This is a genomic window from Geodermatophilus normandii (assembly GCF_003182485.1).
GTDB lineage: Bacteria > Actinomycetota > Actinomycetes > Mycobacteriales > Geodermatophilaceae > Geodermatophilus > Geodermatophilus normandii.
The window spans coordinates 2,883,334-2,905,741 of record NZ_QGTX01000001.1 but is presented as its reverse complement, the minus strand read 5'-3'; the positions used below and the strand labels follow the sequence as shown (position 1 = coordinate 2,905,741).

The 22,408-nt window shown below is 73.0% G+C and carries 23 protein-coding genes and 1 riboswitch; of the genes, 21 read left to right on the top strand and 2 right to left on the bottom strand.

The genetic code is table 11. The features are described 5' to 3' along the window. Positions 1-65: 65 nt before the first annotated feature. Positions 66-194, top strand: a riboswitch (cyclic di-AMP (ydaO/yuaA leader). A 24-nt stretch (positions 195-218) separates the two neighbouring features. The 10 genes from JD79_RS24280 (at position 219) to JD79_RS14145 (ending at position 10,004) form a co-directional block, all read left to right on the top strand. After that, on the top strand, positions 219-860 hold the full coding sequence (locus JD79_RS24280; RefSeq protein ID WP_281270314.1) for a LysM peptidoglycan-binding domain-containing protein: 642 nt from the start codon (positions 219-221) through the stop codon (positions 858-860). Positions 861-993: 133 nt separating this feature from the next. After that, positions 994-2,748, top strand: a complete 1,755-nt coding sequence (gene treZ / locus JD79_RS14180; protein WP_110006040.1) for a malto-oligosyltrehalose trehalohydrolase — start codon at positions 994-996, stop codon at positions 2,746-2,748. Continuing rightward, positions 2,748-3,161: a dihydrofolate reductase family protein gene (locus tag JD79_RS23820; RefSeq protein ID WP_245900099.1), complete on the top strand. Its 414-nt coding sequence runs from the start codon at positions 2,748-2,750 to the stop codon at positions 3,159-3,161. The genes treZ and JD79_RS23820 overlap by 1 nt, the downstream gene beginning before the upstream one ends. Beyond that, positions 3,116-3,502, top strand: coding sequence for a RibD family protein (locus JD79_RS23815; RefSeq protein WP_245900098.1), 387 nt, complete (start codon positions 3,116-3,118; stop codon positions 3,500-3,502). Before JD79_RS23820 ends, JD79_RS23815 begins: the two co-directional genes overlap by 46 nt. 193 nt (positions 3,503-3,695) lie before the next feature. Further along, on the top strand, positions 3,696-4,766 hold the full coding sequence (locus tag JD79_RS14170; protein ID WP_110006039.1) for an ATP-dependent DNA ligase: 1,071 nt from the start codon (positions 3,696-3,698) through the stop codon (positions 4,764-4,766). 43 nt (positions 4,767-4,809) lie between these two features. Then, positions 4,810-6,375 carry an alpha/beta hydrolase gene (locus tag JD79_RS14165; protein ID WP_110007722.1) on the top strand — a complete coding sequence of 522 codons (1,566 nt, stop codon included), beginning with the start codon at positions 4,810-4,812 and terminating at the stop codon, positions 6,373-6,375. Between the two features lie 27 nt (positions 6,376-6,402). Then, the gene (locus JD79_RS14160; protein ID WP_110006038.1) at positions 6,403-7,470 is read left to right on the top strand and encodes a DNA polymerase domain-containing protein; all 1,068 of its coding nucleotides are present in this window, start codon (positions 6,403-6,405) and stop codon (positions 7,468-7,470) included. Positions 7,471-7,927: 457 nt separating this feature from the next. Next, a complete protein-coding gene (locus JD79_RS14155) occupies positions 7,928-8,203 on the top strand; it encodes a type II toxin-antitoxin system Phd/YefM family antitoxin (protein ID WP_110007721.1) in 276 nt (91 codons plus the stop codon). Continuing rightward, on the top strand, positions 8,200-8,475 hold the full coding sequence (locus JD79_RS14150) for a type II toxin-antitoxin system RelE family toxin (protein WP_110006037.1): 276 nt from the start codon (positions 8,200-8,202) through the stop codon (positions 8,473-8,475). The genes JD79_RS14155 and JD79_RS14150 overlap by 4 nt, the downstream gene beginning before the upstream one ends. Before the next feature lie 788 nt (positions 8,476-9,263). Further along, the gene (locus JD79_RS14145) at positions 9,264-10,004 is read left to right on the top strand and encodes a DUF2510 domain-containing protein (protein ID WP_110006036.1); all 741 of its coding nucleotides are present in this window, start codon (positions 9,264-9,266) and stop codon (positions 10,002-10,004) included. 778 nt (positions 10,005-10,782) lie between these two features. Here JD79_RS14145 and JD79_RS14140 read toward each other — a convergent pair. Continuing rightward, positions 10,783-11,571: a crotonase/enoyl-CoA hydratase family protein gene (locus tag JD79_RS14140; RefSeq protein ID WP_110006035.1), complete on the bottom strand. Its 789-nt coding sequence runs from the start codon at positions 11,569-11,571 to the stop codon at positions 10,783-10,785. 59 nt (positions 11,572-11,630) lie between these two features. Between JD79_RS14140 and JD79_RS14135 the strand changes: the two genes are divergently transcribed. The 5 genes from JD79_RS14135 to JD79_RS22695 all read left to right on the top strand — a co-directional run bounded on the left by JD79_RS14135 (position 11,631) and on the right by JD79_RS22695 (position 16,045). After that, positions 11,631-13,154: a WS/DGAT/MGAT family O-acyltransferase gene (locus tag JD79_RS14135; RefSeq protein WP_342767677.1), complete on the top strand. Its 1,524-nt coding sequence runs from the start codon at positions 11,631-11,633 to the stop codon at positions 13,152-13,154. A 318-nt stretch (positions 13,155-13,472) separates the two neighbouring features. Next, positions 13,473-13,754: a hypothetical protein gene (locus JD79_RS14130; RefSeq protein ID WP_110006033.1), complete on the top strand. Its 282-nt coding sequence runs from the start codon at positions 13,473-13,475 to the stop codon at positions 13,752-13,754. A 265-nt stretch (positions 13,755-14,019) separates the two neighbouring features. Further along, a complete protein-coding gene (locus JD79_RS14120; protein ID WP_110006032.1) occupies positions 14,020-14,376 on the top strand; it encodes a LamG domain-containing protein in 357 nt (118 codons plus the stop codon). Between the two features lie 185 nt (positions 14,377-14,561). Beyond that, positions 14,562-15,875, top strand: coding sequence for a glycerophosphodiester phosphodiesterase (locus tag JD79_RS14115; protein WP_146220452.1), 1,314 nt, complete (start codon positions 14,562-14,564; stop codon positions 15,873-15,875). Further along, positions 15,872-16,045 (top strand): hypothetical protein, encoded by a 174-nt coding sequence (locus JD79_RS22695; RefSeq protein ID WP_170149208.1) that lies wholly within the window; start codon positions 15,872-15,874, stop codon positions 16,043-16,045. Before JD79_RS14115 ends, JD79_RS22695 begins: the two co-directional genes overlap by 4 nt. Positions 16,046-16,096: 51 nt before the next feature. On the opposite strand, the gene gdhA is transcribed toward JD79_RS22695, so the two are convergent. Then, positions 16,097-17,446: an NADP-specific glutamate dehydrogenase gene (gene gdhA / locus JD79_RS14110; protein WP_110006030.1), complete on the bottom strand. Its 1,350-nt coding sequence runs from the start codon at positions 17,444-17,446 to the stop codon at positions 16,097-16,099. A gap of 272 nt (positions 17,447-17,718) precedes the next feature. On the opposite strand from gdhA, the gene JD79_RS14105 reads away from it, so the two are divergent. The 6 genes from JD79_RS14105 to JD79_RS14075 all read left to right on the top strand — a co-directional run bounded on the left by JD79_RS14105 (position 17,719) and on the right by JD79_RS14075 (position 22,309). After that, the gene (locus JD79_RS14105) at positions 17,719-18,039 is read left to right on the top strand and encodes a YbjQ family protein (RefSeq protein WP_110006029.1); all 321 of its coding nucleotides are present in this window, start codon (positions 17,719-17,721) and stop codon (positions 18,037-18,039) included. 19 nt (positions 18,040-18,058) lie between these two features. Continuing rightward, positions 18,059-18,613 (top strand): DUF6653 family protein, encoded by a 555-nt coding sequence (locus JD79_RS14100; protein WP_245900097.1) that lies wholly within the window; start codon positions 18,059-18,061, stop codon positions 18,611-18,613. Continuing rightward, positions 18,610-18,837 carry a hypothetical protein gene (locus JD79_RS14095; protein WP_110006028.1) on the top strand — a complete coding sequence of 76 codons (228 nt, stop codon included), beginning with the start codon at positions 18,610-18,612 and terminating at the stop codon, positions 18,835-18,837. The genes JD79_RS14100 and JD79_RS14095 overlap by 4 nt, the downstream gene beginning before the upstream one ends. Before the next feature lie 340 nt (positions 18,838-19,177). After that, complete coding sequence (locus JD79_RS14085) at positions 19,178-20,446, top strand: ABC transporter substrate-binding protein (protein WP_110006026.1); 1,269 nt, start codon at positions 19,178-19,180, stop codon at positions 20,444-20,446. Positions 20,447-20,477: 31 nt separating this feature from the next. Next, positions 20,478-21,467, top strand: coding sequence for a carbohydrate ABC transporter permease (locus JD79_RS14080; RefSeq protein ID WP_110006025.1), 990 nt, complete (start codon positions 20,478-20,480; stop codon positions 21,465-21,467). Then, complete coding sequence (locus tag JD79_RS14075; protein WP_110006024.1) at positions 21,464-22,309, top strand: carbohydrate ABC transporter permease; 846 nt, start codon at positions 21,464-21,466, stop codon at positions 22,307-22,309. Before JD79_RS14080 ends, JD79_RS14075 begins: the two co-directional genes overlap by 4 nt. The last annotated feature ends 99 nt before the right edge of the window (positions 22,310-22,408 follow it).

Here is a 22,408-nt window from a genome sequence, read left to right as displayed (position 1 = left end):
CCGCCGAACCCCGTCCACCGGGCTCCGTACCTCCCAGCACAGCCAGGACGGGGATGGGGGAACCACTTCGGCGTCTGCCGCCGCGACACGGGGGCCGGGTGCAGACGTCTCGGGGTGAAGCCGCACGCGTGCGGCCGGGGCACCGATCGCTCCGAACCCGACAGCTCACCTCGTAGGCGGCGGATCGGAGATCCGTCATGCGCACGTCCTCCTCTCCCATGCCCGCGGCCGGCCGCCAGCAGCGCGCGTCCCGCCTGGTCCGCCGGACGGTCCTCACCGCCGGCGCGGCCGCCCTCTCCGTCGGGGTGCTCGCCGCCCCGGCCTCGGCCGCCGCCCCCAACGACTGGGACGCCGTCGCCCAGTGCGAGTCCAGCGGCAACTGGTCGATCAACACCGGCAACGGCTACTACGGCGGCCTGCAGTTCTCCCTGTCCTCGTGGGCCGCGGCCGGCGGCACCCAGTACGCGGCGCGGCCGGACCTGGCCACCAAGGCCCAGCAGATCGCGGCGGCCGAGGTGCTGCTGGACATGCAGGGCCCCGGGGCCTGGCCGACCTGCGGCAAGGCGCTGGACCCGTCCGCACCCGAGGCCGGCGCCCCGGCTCCCGCCCCGGCTCCCGCCCGGCTCCCGCCCCGGCTCCGGCCCGGCCCGGCTCCCGCCCCGGCCCCGGCTCCGGCCGCCGCCCCGGCGGCTGCCGAGGCGTCCGGCGACACCCACACGGTCCGGCGCGGGGAGACCCTCCGCAAGATCGCCCGGGCCGAGGGCGTCGAGGGCGGCTGGCGCGCCCTGTGGGCGGCCAACCGCGACGAGGTCCGCAACCCCAACCGGATCTTCGTCGGGCAGGTCCTGCACCTGCCGTGACTCCACGGTGGCCGGGGAGCACGCCTCCCCGGCCACCACCGGGGTCTACCGGCTCCGGTCCGCCGTCACGGTTGACCGGGCCTGCTGGGGGCAAGACGGTGCGGTCACCCCGCACACCCCTGGAGGCCCCCGCATGTCCGCACCCGTCGAGTTCGCCGTCTGGGCGCCCGTGCCCGAGCGCGTGCGCCTGCAGGTCGACGGCGCGGTGCACGACATGCGCCGCGACGACGACGGCTGGTGGCGCGCCGAGGTCGAGGCCTCCCCCGAGGCCGACTACGGCTACCTGCTCGGCGACGACGACACCCCGCGCCCGGACCCGCGCTCGCGGCGGCAGCCCGACGGCGTGCACGGTCTCTCCCGCCGGTTCGACCCGGCCGCGTACTCGTGGGGCGACGGCGCCTGGACCGGGCGCCCGCTGGCCGGCGGCGTCGTCTACGAGATGCACGTCGGCACGTTCACGCCCGAGGGCACCCTCGACGCCGCGATCGACCGGCTCGGCCACCTCGCCGACCTCGGCGTCGCGTTCGTCGAGCTGCTGCCGGTCAACGGCTTCGACGGCACGCACAACTGGGGCTACGACGGCGTCCTCTGGTACACGGTGCAGGAGAGCTACGGCGGGCCCGCCGCCTACCAGCGCTTCGTCGACGCCTGTCACCAGCGCGGCCTCGGGGTGATCCAGGACGTCGTCTACAACCACCTCGGCCCGTCGGGGAACTACCTCCCGCTCTTCATGCCCGTCTTCAGCGAGGGCGGGCCGAACCCGTGGGGCTCCTCGATCAACCTGTCCGGCCCGGACTCCGACGAGGTCCGCCGGTACATCCTCGACAACGCGCTCATGTGGCTGCGCGACATGCACGTCGACGGGCTGCGGCTCGACGCCGTGCACGCGCTGGTCGACGAGCGGGCGACCCACGTGCTGGAGGAGATGGCCCAGGAGGTCGACCGGCTGTCGGTCGCCGAGGGCCGGCCGCTGACGCTCGTCGCCGAGAGCGACCTCAACGACCCGCACCTGGTGACCCCCCGCGAGGCCAACGGCACGGGCATCCACGCGCAGTGGAGCGACGACTTCCACCACGCGGTCTTCGCGACGCTCACCGGCGAGGCCTCCGGCTACTACGCCGACTTCGCCGAGGCCGGGCTCTCGGGGGTGGCCAAGACCCTCACCGGGGCCTACTTCCACGACGGGTCGTGGTCGAGCTTCCGGCGGCGGCACCACGGGCGGCCGGTCGACACCGGGCGGCTGCCGGGGTGGAAGTTCCTCGGCTACCTGCAGGACCACGACCAGATCGGCAACCGCGCCGTCGGCGACCGCGTCTCGGCGACCCTCTCCCCCGGCCTGCTCAGCGTCGGCGCGACCCTCGTGCTGACCAGCCCGTTCACGCCGATGCTGTTCATGGGCGAGGAGTGGGGTGCCTCGACGCCGTGGCAGTTCTTCACCAGCCACACCGACCCCGAGATCGGCCGCGCGACGGCGGTGGGGCGCAAGGCGGAGTTCGCCGAGCACGGCTGGGACGCCGACGAGGTGCCCGACCCGCAGGACCCGGAGACCTTCCGCCGGTCGAAGCTGGACTGGTCGGAGGTGGAGCGGGAGCCGCACGCGGGGCTGCTCGCCGTCCACCGGCGGCTGATGGCCCTGCGCCGGGAGCAGCCGGACCTGGTCGACCCCGACCTGTCCGCGGTCGAGGTCGGCTGGGACGACGAGGACCGCGTGCTCGTGGTGCACCGTGGCTCGCTGCGGGTGGTGGCCAACCTGTCCGGGGAGGAGCAGGAGGTCGAGCTGGACCGGCCCGCCACCGGGGTGCTGTTCGCGACCGCCGAGGACGAGCCGTCGCTGTCCGGGACCTCGGTGACCGTGCCGGCCGAGAGCGCGGCCGTCGTCACCACCTGATGCGCCGGCTGCACCCGTCGCCGGTCGGCGACCTGACCGACGGTGACCTGACCGACGGTGACCTGACCGACGACGACCTGGCGGAGGCCTACCGGCTGCCGCCCGGGCGCTCCTTCCGCGTCGACTTCGTCGCCTCGCTCGACGGCGCGGTCACGGTGGACGGCGTCAGCGCGGGGCTCGGCTCGCCCGGCGACCGGCGGGTGTTCACGACGCTGCGCGCGCTGGCCGACGTCGTCCTGGTCGGGCACGGGACGGCGGCCGGCGAGGGCTACCGGCCGGTGACCGCGGACTCCGCGGTGGGGCGGCGGCGCGCCGAGCTGGGGCGCGCCCCGAGCTGCCGGTCGCGGTGGTGTCGCGGCGGGCGTCGATGGCGCCCGGCGACCGGCTCGCGCAGGCGCCGACGCTGCTGGTGACCTGTGCCGCCGCCGACCCCGGTCGCCGCGCCGCGCTGGCCGACGCCGGCGTCGAGGTCCTGGTGTGCGGGGACGCCGACGTGGACCTGCCGCTGGCGGTGGACGTCCTCGCCGGGCGCGGGCTGGGGCAGGTGCTGTGCGAGGGCGGCCCGTCGCTGCTGACGGCGGCACTGGACGCGGGCGTCGTCGACGAGCTCGACCTCACCGTCTCCCCCGCCCTCGTCGGCGGGCAGGCGCGGCTGCTGGACCGGGCGCTGCGCGACGTCGTCCGCCCGCGGCTGGTCCAGGTGCTCGAGGAGGACGGCGTCCTCTTCACCCGCTACGCCGTCGGGCCGAGCTGAGCGCCGAGCGCGGCGGGTCCTCGTGATCACCACGCGTCCACGGTGGTCCGGGCCGGTGCGGGTGCCGCCGTGGGACGGGTTCCCGCCCGGCGGGCCGCGCCGGGGACGGGTCCGGTCACCCGATCCGGGCGGGCGTCGCGGCAGGGGCGCGTTCGGCCGCTGCGGATCGGCGCCTGCTGCTTGACTGGACGGCATGGACCTGCCCGTGCTGCCACCGGTCAAGCCGATGCTGGCGAAGGCCACCACGAGGCTGCCCACCGGCGACGGCCTGTTCTACGAGCCCAAGTGGGACGGCTTCCGCTGCATCGTCTTCCGCGACGGCGACGAGGTGGAGCTGGGCAGCCGCAACGAGCGCCCGCTGACCCGCTACTTCCCCGAGGTGGTGGCCGCGGTCAAGGAGGCGCTGCCGGAGCGCTGCGTCGTCGACGGCGAGATCGTGGTGCCGCAGGGCGACCGGCTGCACTTCGAGTCGCTGCTGCAGCGCATCCACCCGGCGGAGTCCCGCGTGAACCTGCTCGCCGAGCAGACGCCGGCGCACTTCGTCGCGTTCGACCTGCTGGCCGTCGGCGACGAGGCGCTGCTGGAGACGCCGTTCGAGCGGCGGCGGGCGCGGCTGCGCGAGGTGCTCGGCGGAGAGCACGAGCGGGTGCACGTCACCGCGGTCACGCGGGACGCGCGGACCGCGCAGCGCTGGTTCGAGGAGTTCGAGGGCGCCGGGCTCGACGGCGTCGTCGCCAAGGCCCCCGACCTGCCCTACGGCCCCGACCAGCGGCTGATGACCAAGGTCAAGCACGTGCGCACCGCCGACTGCGTGGTCGCCGGGTTCCGCTGGCACAAGAGCGGGCCGATCGTCGGGTCGCTGCTGCTCGGCCTCTACGACGACGGCGGCCTGCAGCACATCGGGGTCGCGGCGTCGTTCCCGATGGCGCGGCGTGCGGAGCTGGTCGAGGAGCTGGCGCCCTACCGCGCCGACGCCCTCGACGGGCACCCGTGGCAGGACTGGGCGAACGCGCAGGTGCAGGAGGACGGCGAGCACCGGATGCCCGGCGCGCAGAGCCGCTGGAACGCCAAGAAGGACCTCTCCTGGGTGCCGCTGCGGCCCGAGCTCGTGGTGGAGATCAAGTACGACCAGCTGGAGGGCCGGCGGCTGCGGCACACCGGCCAGTTCCTCCGCTGGCGGCCCGACCGGGAGCCGCAGAGCTGCACCTACGACCAGCTGGAGGTCCCGGTGCGCTACGACCTGGCCGAGGTGCTGGCGGGATGAGCGGCGCCTGCGCGGCCGGCGCGCGCCTCCTACGGTGGTGATCATGCGTTCGCGCCGCGGCCTGCTCGCCGCCTCGACCGGACTGCTCCTGGCGGTCACCGGCTGTAGCTCGTTCACCGACGAGTCGTCGCCGGCGGACTCCTCCCCGTCGTCCGCGACGACGACGCCGGCCGAACCGGAGGCCGCCCCGATCACCTGGACCGACTGCGACGCGGAGATCACCGAGCTCATCGCCGGCACACCGGGCAGTGAGCGCGACCTCGCCTTCGAGTGCGGCCGCACCGAGGTGCCGATCGACCACGACGAGGCCGACGGCGCCACGCTGCCGCTGTTCCTCATCCGCGCGACGCTGGCCGGGCAGGCCGACCGGATCGGCTCGCTGCTGGTCAACCCGGGCGGCCCGGGCGCCTCGGGAGCCGACGCCGCGCTGAGCCTGGCGCTCTCGCTGCCCGAGGACGTCCTGCGCCGCTTCGACCTGGTGGGCTTCGACCCGCGCGGCGTCGGTCTGTCGACGCCGGTCGAGTGCATCCCCGCCGACCTCAAGGACCGGCTCCTCGCCGCCGAGCCGCGGCCGACCACCCAGGAGCAGATGGACGAGGTCCTCGGGCTGACCGACGAGATCGCCGACGCCTGCGCCGAGGAGTACGGGGACGCGCTGGGCACGTTCAGCACCGTCGACACCGCGCGGGACATGGACCTGCTGCGCGAGTCGCTGGGCGACGAGCAGCTGACCTTCCTCGGCTACTCCTACGGCACCACGCTGGGCTCCACCTACGCCGAGCTGTTCCCGGAGAACGTGCGCGCGATGGTGCTCGACGCCGCGGTCGACCCCGACGCCGACCCGCAGGCCGACGCGGAGGCACAGGCGGCGGGCCTGGAGGCCGGCTTCGACGCCTTCGCCGCGAACTGCACGAGCCTGGTGTCGGGGTGCCCGATCGGTGCGGACCCGCGCCGGTTCGTGCAGGACCTCATGGGGGCGGCCGCGGCCGCGCCGATCGCCAGCAGCACGCCCGGCGAGACCCGCACCGCGACGCCGGGGGTCATCCTCACCGCGGTCGCGGCGGCCCTCTACGACAGCGGGTCGTGGCCGCAGCTGTCGCAGTCGCTGGCCGCCGCCAGCACCGGCGACGCCGCGGGCCTGTTCGCCCTCGCCGACGCCTACCGGGGCCGGCTCGCGGACGGCTCGTACACCAACCAGCTCGACGCCAACATCGCGATCAACTGCGCCGACACCGCCGAGGACGTGACGTACTCCGAGGAGGAGGTGCTGCAGCTGGCGCAGGACTGGAACCAGCGCTACCCGCTGTTCGGCGCCTACGCGGCCGCCAGCCTCTACACCTGCGGGGTGTGGGACGCCGAGCGCACGCCGCTGCCCGAGCGCGACGCCGACGGCAGCGCGCCGATCCTCGTCGTCGGCACCACGGGGGACCCGGTGACGCCGCTGCCCGGCGCCGAGGACATGGCCGAGGACCTGACCGCCGGCACGCTGCTCGTCTGGCAGGGCCAGGAGCACACCGCCTACCCGAAGACCGACTGCGTCACCGCGGCGGTCGACGCCTACCTCATCGACCTCACGGCGCCGCAGGACGGGCTGACGTGCCCGGCCTGAGCCGCCCCTGACCCGGGGAGCTGACGGGTGGCCAGCAGCAAGGACGCCGTCGTCCTGACCGTCGACGGGCAGGAGGTGCGGGTCTCCAACCCGGAGAAGCCGTACTTCGCCGAGCGCGGGATCCGCAAGATCGACGTCGTCGAGTACTTCGTCGCCGTCGGCGAGGGGATCCTGTTCGCCCTGCGGGACCGGCCGACGACGCTCGAGCGCTGGCCCGGCGGGGTCTTCGAGGGCGCCCGGCTGTCGACCCGGATGGACAACACCGGCGACGCCTTCTACCAGAAGCGGGTGCCCAAGAACGCCCCCGACTGGGTGCCCACCGCGCACATCACCTTCCCCAGCGGCCGGACCGCCGACGAGATCGCGCCGGACTCGGTCGCCGTCGTCGCGTGGTGCGCCAACCTGGGCACGCTGACCTTCCACCCGTGGCCGGTGTCGAAGGGCGACGTCGAGCAGCCCGACCAGATCCGCATCGACCTCGACCCGCAGCCGGGCACCGACTTCTCCGACGCCGTCTGGGTGGCCCCGCACGTGCGCGAGCTGCTGCACGAGCTCGGCATGGAGGGCTGGCCGAAGACCTCCGGCGGACGCGGCGTGCACGTGTACGTACCGATCCAGCCGCGCTGGACCTTCCCCGAGGTGCGCCGGGCGGTGATCGCCTTCGGCCGCGAGCTCGAGCGGCGGATCCCCGACCGCGTGACGATGTCCTGGTGGAAGGAGGAGCGCGGCGAGAAGATCTTCATCGACTACAACCAGATGGCCCGGGACCGCACGATCGCCTCGGCCTACTCCATCCGGCCCAAGCCGCACGCCCCCGTCTCCGCGCCGCTGGACTGGGACGAGCTGCCCGACGTCTCGCCGTTCGACTTCGACGTGCTGACCATGCCGGCACGGTTCCGGAAGGTCGGTGACAAGCACGCCGGCCTGGCCGGGCACGCCTTCGGCATCGAGCCGCTGCTGGAGCTCGCCGAGCGCCAGGCCAGGGACGACGGGTTGGGCGACCTGCCCTATCCGCCCGACTACCCGAAGATGCCGGGAGAGCCCATGCGGGTCCAACCGAGCAGGGCCAGGCGTCCGACCAGCGCGGAGGGATAAGTCAGCGCTCGACGCCAGGGAAGCGCAGCCACCACTCGACGGACAACCCACGTCCTCCAGTGGATCTGACGTACTCCTCCGGTCGCCTTTCCGGGCGCCTGGGACCACTTCCGGTACACCGTGGACCATCGAGCTCGACAGCTGGAGCGTCCGCTGCTGCTCCCGCTGGCTGACCGACCCTCGGCCGCGAGCCGGTGCACGACGGGCTGCCCGGTACGCCGTCGTCGCGTGGCGGGCTGGCCCGACGACCGCCGAGGCTCCGTCGTCCCAGGGTGCCGGCCACCTCATGTCACCGCTCCGCCGTTCACCTGTCTCATCGCCCCCGCCGCAGCATCCAGCCTGAGGTGGGCGGAGGGATCCTCCTATGGCTGCTGCGAAGTTCTCCCCCGACCGCATTCCCGGCGACCCCCTGCCGAGCGTCTTGACCACAGCTGGCCAGCTGACCACAATTAAGGTCATGACGACCCAGTCGCTGGCGGCAGTCAAGGCGCACTTCAGCCAGGTGATCGACGAGGTCGCCGGCACACACGAACGCGTCACCGTCACCAAGAACGGCAGCCCGGTCGCGGTCATCCTCGCCGTCGAGGACTACGAGTCCCTGGTGGAGACCTTGGAGATCCTCTCCGATTCCCGAGCGCGATCGGAGATCAGGCAGGCGGAGGAAGCGATGGCCGCCGGTGAGGTCTACGGCGAGGCCGAGGTGCGGGCCGCACTCGCGGCTCGCCGGCGGTGACCGGCCCTCGTCGCCACACCGTCGTCCTCTCGGCCGCGGCCAAGCGTGCCATCGAGCGAGACCTCCCCGAGCCGGTGGCTGTCGCGGTCGTCGACTTCCTCTTCGGGCCGCTGGCTACGGACCCGTACCGCGTGGGGAAGCCGCTGCGCTTCGATCTCGAGGGCTACTGGTCCGCGCGACGGGGTCAGTACCGCGTCATCTACTCGATCCACGACGACGAGGTCCTCGTCAGGGTCGTGCGCATCTCGCACCGCGCCGACGTCTACGGCTGACCGGCACCTCACTGCCGGTACCACGTGTGCGGAAGCACCGCTTCTCCTCGGACGCGGGGAAGTCTGTGGCCAGTGCCCTGTCTCCACGCCCGTACCGGACGGATGAATGGCCGACTCGACAGCGGGGCGAGGATGCGGACTGGAAGGGCACGGGATGGGCATCTGCGCGACCTCCGGGCGCGGCAACTCGCCCGATAACCCACCCACTTTCGCTCATCTGCGACCTGCGGTGTTGCCGCTCTGAACAGCGCTCTCGGGTTTTGCTCCCCGAAGATGCCGGGAGAGCCGATGCGCGTCCAGCCCAGCCGCGCCAGGCGGCCTGCCAGCGCAAACGAGTGATTCGGCGTTCACCGCGAGTAAAGCGCACCGCGCACTCGACGAACAACCCTCGTCCTCCAGTGCTGCTCGCGTGCTCCTCCAGTGGTTCCTTGAGGCGCCAAGGCAGCCGCCACCAAGCCCCCGCGGACGATCCAGCTCTACAGCCAATCCGTCCCGCGCCTCGGCCGCTGGCGTGCCGACCACGGCCGCGAGCCGGTGCTCGACGAGCTCACCCGGCACGCCGCCTTTGCATGGCTGGCCGAGCTGGCTGAGAGCGCCGAGCCGTCCATCCTGGACACCCGACTGACCGTGCTGCTCCGACGGGTGGTGCGCAGGCCATAAGGCCGTCGGTTGATACGCGGTGGAGCCATCCACTCGGCGGGGGGGTGCTGCACTTGAGGTCGTCTCGTGTGCCCACATCGGGCGTGGCGGACTACCGCGCATCGTAGGCACATGTAAGGGTCCGCTGCATGAACGCAGCACCTCCCGGCGGCACTCCGGAGCAGAACTCCTCCGCAGTGACAAGTGGCACGTCGGCCATCGGCCACGCGACGGGCGGTGCGGCTCCGAGTGCTGGCTGGTACCCCACTCCTTCTGGAGAACAGCGGTACTGGGATGGCGAGCAGTGGCTCTCGTTGCCTCCTCCCGCCGACGCAATGTTATTGAGTCCCGGAAGCCAGCAAAACGGCTCAGGGCGGAAGAAGTCGCAGCGCACGAAGTGGTTTCTGATCGTCGGTGCGGCGGTGCTTCTCCTCGGTCTGATCGGTGGCGGAATCGCGTGGAAGATCGCGGACAACGAGCGGCAGGCTGAAGCAGCAGCGCAGGCAGCGGCTGAACAGTCCGCCGCCGAAGCGAGCGAGGAGCAGGCCCGACAAGAAGCCGCAGCTGCATCCGCGGCTGCAGCCGCCCAAGAGCGGGCGGATGAGGCGGAGCGCGCCTCGAGGCTCGCGTCCATCCCGGAGATCGAGGCAAGCGTCAAGGCGATGGCCGAGGATCACGCGGCCGACGGGCTCATCGATGGCCCGATCATCGAGGTGACGTGCTCTCCTGTCGGTGGCGGGTCGACCGATGACCTGACGCAGCAGACGACCGTCTTCGAGTGCTTCGCCGCCCATAGGGACAACGGCGACGGAACGATGAGCGGATATACCTACAACGCGACGATGAACTGGTCGACGGGCTCCTACACGTACGGCCTCGGGGCGCCGTAGGGTCGCAGGACCAGGGGCGCGGCAACGCTTCAACGGGCGACTACGAGACCGGCACGGACTCCTTGCGGATGCCGGTTGCTGATCCCAGCGCGCGGACAGCGCTGGCGAGGCGCGCAATGTTGAACCGCCTCGAGCGCCAGGTCGGATCCCGACGGCAAGCTGTCGCCGAACGGGAAGGCCTGGCGAGCGGGGGCACGCTCGCCAGGCACACTTAATGCGTCTCGTGGGTGCAGGCGGTAGAGGCGGCGCAGGACGCACCGCCGGTCGAGACGCGAACGACCGCCCGAACCGGCCAGACCAGGACGAGCCGTAGTAGGCGGGCTGATCCCACCGACTCCTGCGATCAGTCACCCCCAGGCGGTGACGGTCCTCCGGAACCGTGCATGACCGGCCACGCGGGGACGGAGCGGCGTATCCCTTCCTGCATGCCCGTTGGGGATCTGTTGTCCCTAAGCGCGGCAGCGGACACGACTACCGTGCTCGGTGGTCACGGTGGCACGGGTAGTGGCATTTGACGGCTCCGGGCATGAGACTCGCCTGATAACTTACCCCTTTCGCTTGTGCGCGACCTGCGGTTCTGCCGCTCTGAACAGCGCATTCGGGTTTCGCTCCCCGAAGATGCCGGGCGAGCCGATGCGGGTGCAGCCGTCCCGCGCCAGGCGTCCGGCCGACGAGAAGGCCTGACCCCGGCGCGCACGACGGCCACCGGTGTCCCGGCCCCGGGGATCGGCCGGGACGCGACGTCGCGATCCACGTCCGATGACCGGCGCCGGGACGGTCACCGACCGGCGAGTCTCCGCTCCACCACCGCGACCTGCTCCGGGGAGCCGACCAGCTCCCGCATGGCGTCCTGCTCGGCCTGGAAGCCCTCCTCGAGGTCCACCCGCCCGGCGAGGTCCATGAGCCGCTTGACGTGGCGCGTCGCACGTCGGCTGTGGCCCGCGATCTCGCGGGCGAGCGCGAGCGCCGCCGTGAGGGGATCGGCAGCCTGGCGGGTCGCCAGCCCCAACGCCACGGCCTCCTCGCCCGTCACCTCACGGCCGGTCAGCGCCAGTTCCTTCGCCACATCACGCCCCACCAACTCGGGCAGGACCTGCGTGCCGGTCATGTCCGGGACGATGCCCCACCGGATCTCCATGACCGACAGCCGCGCGTCCGGAACGACGATCCGGATGTCGGCACCCAGAGCGATCTGCAGGCCACCGCCGAACGCGACCCCGTGCACCGCCGCCAGCACCGGCGCCGGGACGAGCGACCACACGTGCGCGGCCTGCTGCCCGCGGGCCCGCGCCGCACCCAGCGCGGGCCTCATGGCGTCGGCCCGCGGTCCCTGCCGGTCACGCATGGCGGCGAACTCGCCGAAGTCGAGGCCGGCGCAGAAGGCCCGCCCCTCACCGCTGAGGACGACAGCACCGACGTCCTCGCGGTCGACCAGCTCCGACCCCGCGGCGACCAGCGCCTCGAACATCGGCGAGTCCAGCGCGTTCAGCTTCTCCGGGCGGTCCAGTCGGACGTGGGCGACCCCGTCGGTCACCTCCCAGCTCACCCGCCGGTGTGCGTCGTCCATGACCCCTCCTCCGCCGCCGTGCAGCTCCACCCACGTCGGCCGTGATCGATGCACGGAGGATGCACCCCGGCCATCCCGGACGGAGGGGTGGCCGCCCACCGTCCCCGCTCCGGTGTAGCCGTCGCTCGGGGAGCGGGACGACGATCCGTACACACGCCTGCCGTCCAGGCGGGTGGAAGGAGCTCCCCATGGCACGCCCACGACCTCTCAGCCCCGCGGACGCGGGTTTCCTCTATGCCGAGACGCGGGAGGCACCGCAACACGTCGGCACCCTGATCCGCTTGCAGCCGCCCGAGGACGCGCCGCCCGAGTACCTGCGCGGGATCCACGAGCGGCTCCGAGCCGCACCGTCGGTCGTCAGCCCCTGGAATCTCAGGCTCGCCACGCCCTGGTTCCAGTACAACCCCCTGCACGCGTGGGTCGAGGACGAGAAGTTCGACCTCGACTACCACGTACGCCGCACCGCCGTGCCCGCCCCCGGCGACGAGCGCGAGCTCGGCACCCTCGTCGCCCGGCTGCACGCCAGCCCCCTCGACCTGTCCAAACCCCTGTGGGAGCTGCACGTCATCGAGGGGCTCGAGGACGGCGGCTTCGCGCTGTTCGTGAAGGTGCACCACTCCCTCGTGGACGGCTACACGCTCACGAAGGCCCATGAGCGCGCCTTCACCACCGACCCGGACAGCGCGCAGTCGCGCCTGTTCTACGACGTCCCGCTCAAGACCTCGGCCGCCTCGGACGACCTCGCCGCCTCGTGGGCGGACCCGGCGGGCCTGCTCCGCTCCGCCGGCCAGGCTGCCCGTGCGCTCGGCCCGCTGACCCGCGCGCTCACCAGGCTCACGTGGAACCGCGGCCCGCTGGTCGGCACCTTCCAGGCACCCAACACCCCGTTCAACGAGCGGATCACCCGCAACCGTCGCTTCGCCACGCAGCAGTACCCGCTGGCGCGACTCAAGCGTCTGGCCGGGGCCAGCGGGACCAAGCTCAACGACATCGCCCTGGCAGCCTGCGGCGGAGGCATCCGGAGATACCTGCTCGAGCTGGGCGAGCTGCCGGATGCCCCTCTGGTCGCGTTCGTCCCGGTGAACATCCGTCCCGAGGACGACCCGGGCGGCGGCAACGCCGTCGGCGCCCTGCTGGCCTCGATGGCAACCGACGTCGCCGACCCGGTAGAGCGGCTGCGGGCGGTCCACGCATCGACGACCGAGGCCAAGAACCAGTTCGTGGGGATGACCCCGGAGGCCATCACGGCCTACAGCCAGACGCTCATGGCGCCCGTCGGACTCCAGACGCTCGGCGCCATCACCGGGCTCGGCACGCCGCGGGTCCTCTTCAACGTGGTCGTCTCCAACGTGCCCGGGCCGCCCGAGCCGCTCTACTTCGCCGGGGCCCGCGTGGTGGCGATGTACCCGGCCTCGATCGTGAGCCACGGTCTCGCCCTGAACATCACGTTGTTCAGCTACGCAGGCCAGATGCACATCGGGTTCACCGGCTGCCGCGACACCGTCCCCCACCTCCAGAAACTCGCCGTCTACACCGGCGAGGCCGTGGCCGAGCTCGAGCAGGCACTCGCCCTGGAGTCCTGACGGGCAGCACACACCAGCGAGGAGCCGCACCACCGGCCGCAGCCGGAGGCCCGGCTACCGGGACGACCACGCCGCCTCCACCGTGGTCGAACGCGCCACGACGCGTACCGGCACCCCGCCTCCTCCCGGGGTCCTGCGGGCCCCGTCCGTGCGACGGGGCACTCAGGAACCCGGTGTCCACCACCGGGTGATGGGTGCGACTCCGACGAGCCGGCGCACGGCACGCCGTCCACGGCGCCCATGGACAGCGGAGGTGATCAGCGACAGGCTGGGCGCTCCGACCACGGTCGGACAGTCGACCCGAGACGAGGGCATCCCATGACCGGTGACATCAGGCAGACCGTCATCTCCGGCGTTCCCTACCGCGTGACGTCCGTCGCGGACGGCTCGCTGACGACGCTGGACGCGTTCATCGACGACGCGGAGTTCACCGTCGCCTTCAAGGACCAGCACCTCCTGGTGCGGGGCCACGGTCGCAAACTGGACGACAAGGTCGTCTTCCACGAGAAGGACCACCTCGGGGGCAAGGACGTGAGGGTCTGGCACGTCACGGTCGATGGCTCAGGGACGTTGACGGCAGAGGCGCTCGCGGCGTTCTGAGGCGCGCCGGACCTGCCGACGGCGACCTGCGGTGACCTGGAGCCGGCAACCCGCTCAAACCGCTGCCCGGCATCAGGCCGGAGCACGCCGACGACCTGCGCCGCACCAACGAGCTCGCCGGTCCGCTCGGCGTCCGCGACGTGGTCACCACGTCGGGCACCCCGGGCTCGGACCCCGGCGCCCGGTACCCGTCCTGGACCGGGAACCCGTGAACGGCGTCTGTGTGGACGGGGCGAGGGTCGGCCGTCCGGGGAGCTCCCCCACCGTGGAGCACCTGGGGTCGTTGCTGGAGACCGAGGAGGGCTACGGCGTCCACCACCACGTCGGGGGACAGTTCGCCGACGCCTCGTCCTGGATCGAGTGGCGCGAGCGGGCCGCGGGCGACGACTCCGGGGTCCACGTCCGCACGCCCGGACCGGCGGCGCCGAGCCCGCTGGAGGAGGCCGACCGGCAGGGACACGAGATCGAGGTCGACGACCTCGCCACGGGGACTCCCCTGGGTCCGGGCGTCCACGCGACCGGCGCCGTCCACGGGCAGCAGGCCGTCACGGGGTGCCCGGTCCGCCCGCCGGGGCAGTGGGACACCTGCCTCGTCGAGACGTCGGGGCCAGGATCGCGGTGATCCTCAACGGGGTACCGGTCGACGACCACACCAGCGCCCGCGGCGCAGCGGGTCCCTCGCGCCCCAGGTCCACGGGCGGCCCGGCCGGATCCGGTTCCGGGACCTCCGCGTGAGGCGCGGCGCGGCGGCAGGCGGGCCGCCACCGGACGGGGCGGTCCCGGTGCGGCTCGACGAGGCCGGTCCGGGTGCCTGAGGAGCGCGGGCAGGGCCGTCGCGTGGCCTTCGCCGACCTGCGCCGCCCGTTCGTCATCGCCCACCGCGGCGGGTCCCTGCAGGTGCCCGAGCACACGATGGAGGGCTACCGGATGGCGGTGGACCAGGGCCTGCCGGTCATCGAGCAGGACGTGCACACACTGGCCGACGGCGCCCTCGGCGTCATGCACGACGGCACCGTGGACCGGATGACCACCTCCAGCGGCAACGTCGCGGACCACACGGCGGAGTCGTGGAAGCGGCTCGACATCGACGCCGCGGTCACCCTCGGCGGCGGCTGGCCCGACGGGCTCCGCCCCCCGCTGTTCGACGAGGTGCTCGCCGAGTTCGGCAACCGCGTCCTGCTCTGCGCCGAGGCCAAGGGCAGCGACGCCATGGGTCCCATGACCGAGGCCCTCGACCGGCACGGCATCGACCCGGCGTCCGTGCTGCTGCAGTCCTACTCGCTGGCCGACTGCCGGCTGGCGCGCTCGCGGGGATGGGACGTCGTCTGGCTCGGGAGCACCGACGTGGCCCGGGCCGCCGCCGAGGGTATCGGCTGGATCGGCCTGGACGCCGCCCTCGTCACCCCGGAGGTCTGCGCCCGGGCGCACGCGGCCGGGATCGAGGTGGCCTGCTACACCGTCGACCGCCGCTCCGAGCGGGACGCCGTCGTCGCCTGCGGCGTGGACGCGGTCTTCTCCGACGACCCGGTCTACGTCGCGGGGGACGCGGGCCGGACGTCGGACCTGTTCGCCCGCCGGGTCTGGCTGCCGGGGATGCAGCCGGACACCGGCCGCGGCCGGTTCTCCGCCGACGGCTCGTGGAGCCCCGACGTCTCCGACACCGCCACCTCCACGCTGATGGGCTTCCTGACCCCACCGGACCCGGCCGCGTTCACGCTGCGCCTCGACCTGCGCCTCGACCTCCCCCTCGACCGCCGCACCGACCGCCGCACGTACTGGGGGTCGGTCCTGCTGACCACCGACGACCACCCGTACCGGCCGCCGGACGGCCCGTCGCCCGGGGTCGACGGCTACCTCGTCCTCCTCCGTGCCGACGGCGACCTGGAGGTCCACCGGGTCACCGACGGGGTCCCCACGCTCCTGGCGTCCTCGCCGGCAGGGGTCCGGACGGGCAGCTACGCCCCGCTCCGGATCACCGTCACCGGCTCGGACCTCGCGGTGCGGGCGGGCACCGCCGGGAGGGTCCTGACCGTCGCGGACGCCACCCACCGGCCCGTGCCCGTCGTCCACCTCGGCAGCGCACGCGCCGAGGTCCGCTTCCGGCACGTGGAGGTCTCGTGACCGATCCGTACGAACGGCCCGGTCACGGGCCGGCCGACCCGGAGGGCTACCTCATCGAGGAGGCCCCGGACGGCTACCGCTGGACACGCCGCGCCGACGGCCGCACGGCGGGGCCGTTCCCCGACCGCGAGCAGGCCGTCGTCTCCGCCCGGGCCGACCGCACCGCCTGAGCCCGGAGAGGCTCGGGTCGCGCTGGGCCCTGCCGCGTCCGGCCCGGGCCCTCAGACCAGGCCGTGCGCGTGGACGGCCTCGGCCACCTGCAGGAAGCCCGCGACGTTCGCGCCGAGGACCAGGTCGCCCGGGGAGCCGTACTCGTCTGCGGTGGCGTGGCACCGCTCGTGGATGCCGCGCATGATCTCCTCCAGCCGGGCCTCGGTGTGCTCGAAGGACCACCTGTCGCGCGAGGCGTTCTGCTGCATCTCCAGCGCGGAGGTGGCCACTCCCCCCGCGTTGGCGGCCTTGCCCGGCGCGAACGCGACCCCCGCCTCGCGGAACACCCGCACCGCGTCCGGGGTGGCCGGCATGTTGGCCCCCTCGACGACGTAGCGGCAGCCCGCGCGGGCCAGGCTGGCGGCCCCCTCGCCGTCCAGCTCGTTCTGCGTCGCGCTGGGGATCGCGACGTCGCAGGGCACGTCCCAGATGTCGCCGTCGGCCACGAACGACGCCGACGCGACGCGCTCGGCGTACTCGCCGACGCGCGCCCGCTCGACCTCCTTGACCTGCTTGAGGACCTCGAGGTCGATGCCCTTCTCGTCGACGACGTAGCCGCTGGAGTCCGAGCAGGCGACCACGGTGCCGCCGAGCTGGTGCACCTTCTCGATCGCGTAGACGGCGACGTTGCCCGAGCCGCTGACGGTCACGCGCTTGCCGTCGAAGGACTCCCCGGCCGTCTCCATCATCGCCTCGGCGAAGAAGGCGGCCCCGTAACCGGTGGCCTCGGTGCGGACGAGCGCGCCGCCCCAGCCCAGGCCCTTGCCGGTGATGACGCCGGACTCGTAACGGTTGGTGATCCGCTTGTACTGGCCGAACAGGTAGCCGATCTCGCGGGCGCCCACGCCGATGTCGCCGGCCGGCACGTCGGTGTACTCGCCGAGGTGCCGGTAGAGCTCGGTCATGAACGACTGGCAGAAGCGCATGACCTCGGCGTCGGAGCGGCCCTTGGGGTCGAAGTCCGAGCCGCCCTTGCCGCCGCCGATCGGCATGCCGGTGAGCGCGTTCTTGAACACCTGCTCGAAGCCGAGGAACTTGACGATGCCGAGGTTGACCGACGGGTGGAAGCGCAGCCCGCCCTTGTAGGGGCCGAGCGCGGAGTTGAACTCGACGCGGAAGCCCCGGTTGATCTGCACCTCACCGGAGTCGTCCTGCCAGGGCACCCGGAAGATGACCTGCCGCTCGGGCTCGCAGATGCGCTCGACCGTCTTCATCTCGGTGTACTCGCTGTGCCGGTTGAGCACCACGGCCAGAGACTCGAGGACCTCACGGACCGCCTGGTGGAACTCCGGTTCCGCGGGGTTGCGGCGCAGCACCTCCTCGTGGATGCGCTCGACCACCGGCGGGAGGCTCTCGGCCACGGCTGTCCCTCCACTCCTCGACCGGACCCGTCCGGATCCTCGACGGGAGCCATGATGCCGCGCGCTCGCGGCCTCCCTCGGTGCGGGAGCCCCGCCGGCGGCCGCGGCGCACGGGACGTCGGATCCCCGACGACCGCTCCCGACCGGCCGCGCCCGCGGGTACAGGGGCAACCCCGGTCCCGGGGCAGGGCTGACCCGCTGGTCCCGCCCGTCCACCCGGCGGAGGCTGCGCTGCGTCACGACGCAGGAAGACGTCCAGGGAGCGTGATCGCGTGCTCATCACGACGACGAACGACGTGCCGGGCCACCGGGTCGAGGTGGTGCTGGGGGAGGTCTTCGGGTTGACCGTCCGCTCCCGTCACGCGGGTGCCCAGATCGGTGCGGCGATGAAGTCGCTGACCGGAGGCGAGCTCAAGGGCCTCACGAAGAACCTGGAGGAGAGCCGGCAGGAGGCGCTCGGGCGGCTGACCGCCGCGGCCGAGGCCGCGGGTGCCGACGCCGTCCTGGCGATGCGCTTCGACACGACGGAGATGGGCGGCACCTGGAGCGAGGTCTGCGCGTACGGCACCGCGTGCCGGCTCGCCCGGCTCTGACCGGCGCCGGGACCGCGGCGTGATCGGGCAGGCAGGCGAGGAGGCACCCGGCATGGCGATGGACACCAGGATGGCCAGGGCGTTCGGGCTCGAGGGGGACGCGTGGCAGCGCCACGCCAACCCGTGGAGCGTCTACACGCGGATCCCGATCCCGCCCCTGCTCGCCGTCGCGATCTGGAGCCGGACCCGGATCGGGTGGTGGTCACTCGTCCCGGTGGCCGCGGTGTGTGCCTGGACCGCGGTCGACCCCCGGGCGTTCCCGCCACCGCGCTCGCTGGACCACTGGGCGTCGAGGTCGGTGCTGGGCGAGACGCACTGGGCGCAGCGGCGGCAGGTCCCCGTCCCCGCGCGGCACCGGGTCGCGCCGAACGTGCTGGCAGCGCTCAGCACACTGGGCGTGCCGTTCGTGGTGAGGGGCCTGGCCGTGCGGAACGGGTGGATGGTCCTGTTCGGACTGGCGGTCCAGATGTCCGGGAAGGTCTGGTTCCTCGACCGGATGGCCATCCTCCACGACGACGTCGTGCCGGCCGGGGCGCCCGGCGGCCCCGCGGGACCGGGGACGTCGCAGCGGTGACCGGCCCGGACCCGGCGCGGGCGCGTCCGTGGGCCCGCGCTGCCGGGCTCACCGGGACGGCCGCCGACGTCCTCCTGCTGGCCTCCGGCGCCGTCCAGGCCGGACGCAGGCGGGTCCTGCGTGTCGCTCGTGCCGACCGACCCGACGACCTCGTCGGGTCGGTCGGCACGGCGCTGACGGTGCCGGCGGTCAGCCCCACCGGTGGACCTGCCGGCTGGGGCTGACCGCGACCGGCGTGCCCACCCTCGCCGGACCGGCGCTCGTGCTCGGGTCCGTCCCCTCCCGCGTCCAGGCGCCGATCGCGACGGGCGCCTCCGGGGCCCGGCCGGCTGGGACCTGCGCAGCCGCCGCGGCCGGCGCGGCGTCGGGCACCCTCGGCGGCCTCGTCCTGCCGGTGGTCCCCGCGGCTCGGCCCGGCGCCGGGACGACCGGCCGTGCGGGGGGCCGGTCACGGGCGACGCGTAGCGGACGGAGTGGTTCCTTGACGTCGCGTCTCACCCCGACGGACGATGCCCGCCCGCGCCCCGCGCGGTTCCGGACGACGTCGTCGAGGGGGCCCCACCCGTGCGCATCTCCCCGAAGGTCCTGCTGGGTTCCGCCGTGTGCCTGCTGGTGACGGCCTGCACCGGACAGTCGGCGTCCGACGACGGCGGTGGGGGTGGGGAGAACACGCTGGTGTACCTGATCGAGCAGCTCGAGGACGCCGAGTCGCTCAGTCGGCTCGAGGACCACCTGGCCGACTTCACCGAGTCCTCGGGCATCGAGGTCGAGGTGCAGCAGCTCGACGTCGACACCATGCGGACCGTCCTGCAGACCCGGCTGCGCTCCGAGGAGGGCCCCGACGTCATCAGCTTCGGTTCGGGGCCGGCTTTCGCCGGGGCCCTGGCCGAGGCAGGACTGCTCTACGACCTCACGGACGCCTACGAGGAGAACGGCTGGGAGGTCTACGACTTCGCCAAGGAGCGGGTCACCTACGGCGGGAGGGTGTACGGCATCCCCGGTGAGATGGAGACCGTCGGGCTCTTCTACAACGCCGACGTCTTCGCGGACCTCGGCATCGACCCGCCGCGGACCCTGGACGACCTCCGCGCCGTGTGCCGGACCCTCACCGAGGCCGGCGTCGTCCCGATGGCCTTCGGTGACCAGGACGCCTGGCCGGGCAGCCACCTGCTCAGCATGGCGCTGTCGAGCGCCGTGGGCGCCGACGGCATGGAGGCGCTGTTCGCCGGCGAGCGGTCCTGGGACTCCCCCGAGGTCGTCGACGCGCTGACCTTCTGGCAGGAGGCCAACGCCAACGGCTGGCTCGGGGAGTCACCGGTGTCGGTCGACTACGACACCATGACGGCGCAGTACCTCTCCGGTGAGGCCGCGATGATCCCCACCGGCAGCTGGTTCATCAACGACCTGGCCGTCGGTGCCGACTTCGAGTCCGGGTACGTGCCCTTCCCGGCGCCGGGTGGTGAGGGGGTGTTCGCCGCCGGGCTGGGCTCGGGGCCCATGATCGCCGCCAACACCGACGACCCCGAGGGCGCCGTCGCGCTCCTGGACTTCTTCGCCTCCGAGGAGCACGGCCAGTGGTCGGTGGAGAACCTGCAGACCATCCCGCCGCGGCCCATCGACACCGAGGGACTCGACGTCGACCCGCTGCTGGCCCAGGTGCTCGAGGACGTCTCCGCGCTCTCCGAGGGCGGCGGCCAGCTCGGCTACAACATCGACGTCCTCATGCCCGAGGCCTTCAACGAGGCGATGTTCGACGGCGTGCAGGCGGTGCTCACCGGCCAGTCGACACCGGCCGAGGTGGCGGCCGCCATGCAGGCGGCGTCGCAGCAGTGAGCCGCGGCGTCCCCGGCACCCGGGTGCCGGCGTGACCGCGGCACCGGCACCCACCGCGACGGCGACGCTGCCCTCGCCGGGGAGGTCACGCCGGCGGGGGCGGCGCCCCGGACGGGCCGGGGTCTCCGCCGTCACCCGCCGGCAGCAGGCGCGCCTCGGCGTGCTGCTGGTGGCGCCGGCGGTGGTGCTCATGCTGGTCTTCCTCGTCTTCCCGGTGCTCAACTCCGTCTACTACGTCTTCGTCGACTTCGACGGCCTGGACACCACGCCCCCCTGGGTGGGACTGGGCAACCTCACCGAGCTGGCCCAGGACCGGCAGATGTGGGCGGCCGCGTGGCACAACCTCATCTGGATCGTCCTGGGGACCGTCGGGCCCCTCGTCATCGGCCTCGGGCTCGCCCTGCTGCTGTGGGGGGTGCGGCGCGGGTCGACCTTCTACCGCGTCGTCTTCTTCCTGCCCTACGTGCTGCCGCAGGTCGCGGTCGGCGTCGTCTGGGGCTGGATCTACGCGCCGACCCGCGGCTGGCTCAACCGCGGGCTCGAGGCGGTGGGGCTCGACGGGCTGACGCGGGGCTGGCTGGGCGACCCGGGCACCGCCCTCTACGCGGTGCTCGGCACCGCCATCTGGACCGCCACCGGCTTCGTCTTCGTGATCATCCTGTCGGCGCTGCGCAACGTCGACAACGAGCAGGTCGAGGCGGCGATGCTCGACGGCGCGGGCTACCTGCAGCGGCTGCGGCACGTGGTGCTGCCGCAGATCCTGCCGGTGTTCCTCATGGTCACCGCGCTCACGCTGATCGGCGGCTTCGCCGTCTTCGACATCGTCTTCGTGATGACCGGAGGGGGTCCGGCGAACGCCACGGAGGTCCTCGGCACCTACGCCTACAGCAATGCGTTCGAGCTCAGCCGGATCAGCTACGGCACGACCCTCGCCCTGGTGGTGACGGCGCTCGCCGTGCCGGTGGCGGTGTGGCTCGACCGGCTGCAGCGGCGGGTCTCGATCGAGGAGCGCGGCGCGTGAGCCGCTCGAGGCGGTCACACGCGCAGGGCCGGACGGGGATCGGGCGCCACCTGGCGCTCGGGCTGCTCGCCCTGGTCTCGGTGTTCCCGGTGGTCCTCGTGGTGTCCACGACCCTGAAGAGCAGCCAGGACGTGCGGTCGAACCCGTTCGGCCTGTTCAGCTCCTTCTCCCTGGAGAACCTCGAGACCGCCTGGACGGTCGGTGACTTCGACGCCTACCTGCTCAACAGCATCCTGCTCAGCGTCCCCAGCACGCTGATCGTCGTCGTCCTGTCGACCATGGCGGGCTACGCGTTCGCCCGGCTGCCGTTCCCCGGCCGCACCCTGGCGTTCTACGTGGTGGTCTTCGGGCTGCTGGTGCCGTTCTTCGCCTACATGGTCCCGCTGTACTTCCAGATGCGGTCGATGGGCCTGCTGGACAGCCTGATCGGGGTCAACCTGGTGCTGGCCACCACGCAGCTGTCCTTCGGCGCCTGGTTCATGCGGGCGTTCTTCTCCGACCTGCCGAGCGAGCTGGAGCAGGCCGCCCGGATGGACGGCGCCGGTGAGTGGCAGCTGTTCCTGCGGATCATGGTGCCGCTGGTGACCTCCGGCATGGGCGCGCTGGCCGTGTTCACCTTCCTGCAGCAGTGGAACAACTTCCTGGTGCCGCTGCTGTACATGCCCGGCGGTGGCTACCGCCCGCTGACCCTGGGCCTGTACCTGTTCATCGGCGGGCGCTCGGTCGACATCGGCCCGCTCGCGGCCGGCACGCTGATCACGATCCTGCCGGTGGTCGTGCTCTACGTGGTCCTGCAGCGCCAGGTCACCCAGGGGTTCCTGTCCGGGGCGGTCAAGGGCTGAGTCCCCGGCGGCGGCGACGCCGTCCGGGCGGGAGCTTGGAGCGTCGTTGGACCCGACCCGGTCACGGTGGTCCGGTACCCCGCCCCGAGGAGGACCCCC